The organism is Pseudomonas juntendi (genome assembly GCF_009932375.1).
GTDB classification, from domain to species: Bacteria; Pseudomonadota; Gammaproteobacteria; order Pseudomonadales; family Pseudomonadaceae; genus Aquipseudomonas; species Aquipseudomonas juntendi.
This window is the reverse complement of the sequence record NZ_BLJG01000364.1, coordinates 1-326: the sequence shown is the minus strand read 5'-3', so window position 1 is coordinate 326 and position 326 is coordinate 1. Positions and strand designations below refer to the sequence as shown.

1 protein-coding gene is annotated in these 326 nt (G+C 61.3%); it reads left to right on the top strand.

Going from position 1 to position 326, the window contains the following annotated elements:
- Positions 1 to 326, top strand: a 326-nt coding sequence (locus tag GYA94_RS25970) for a carbohydrate porin (RefSeq protein WP_174824210.1), incomplete at both ends; no start/stop codon positions are given.

Sequence of the window (326 nt, the reverse complement as noted above, 5' to 3'; positions counted from 1 at the left end):
CACCCGCACCCGCTTGCTTGAACAAGGCTACGACTTCACCCTCGGCTACACCGGCGAGATGGGCAGCAACCTGCACGGTGGCTACGACCATGACCGTACCGCGCGCTACAGCGACCAGTTCACCTTTGGCAGCCACCTGGACCTGGACAAGATCCTTGGCTGGCACGACACCGAAGTGCAACTGACCATCACCGAGCGCCACGGCGACAACATCAGCAACGACCGCATCAATGACCCACGCGTGGGTGGCTTTACCTCGGCCCAGGAAGTGTGGGGCCGCGGTGAAACCTGGCGGCTGACGCAAATGTGGATCAAGCAGAAGTACT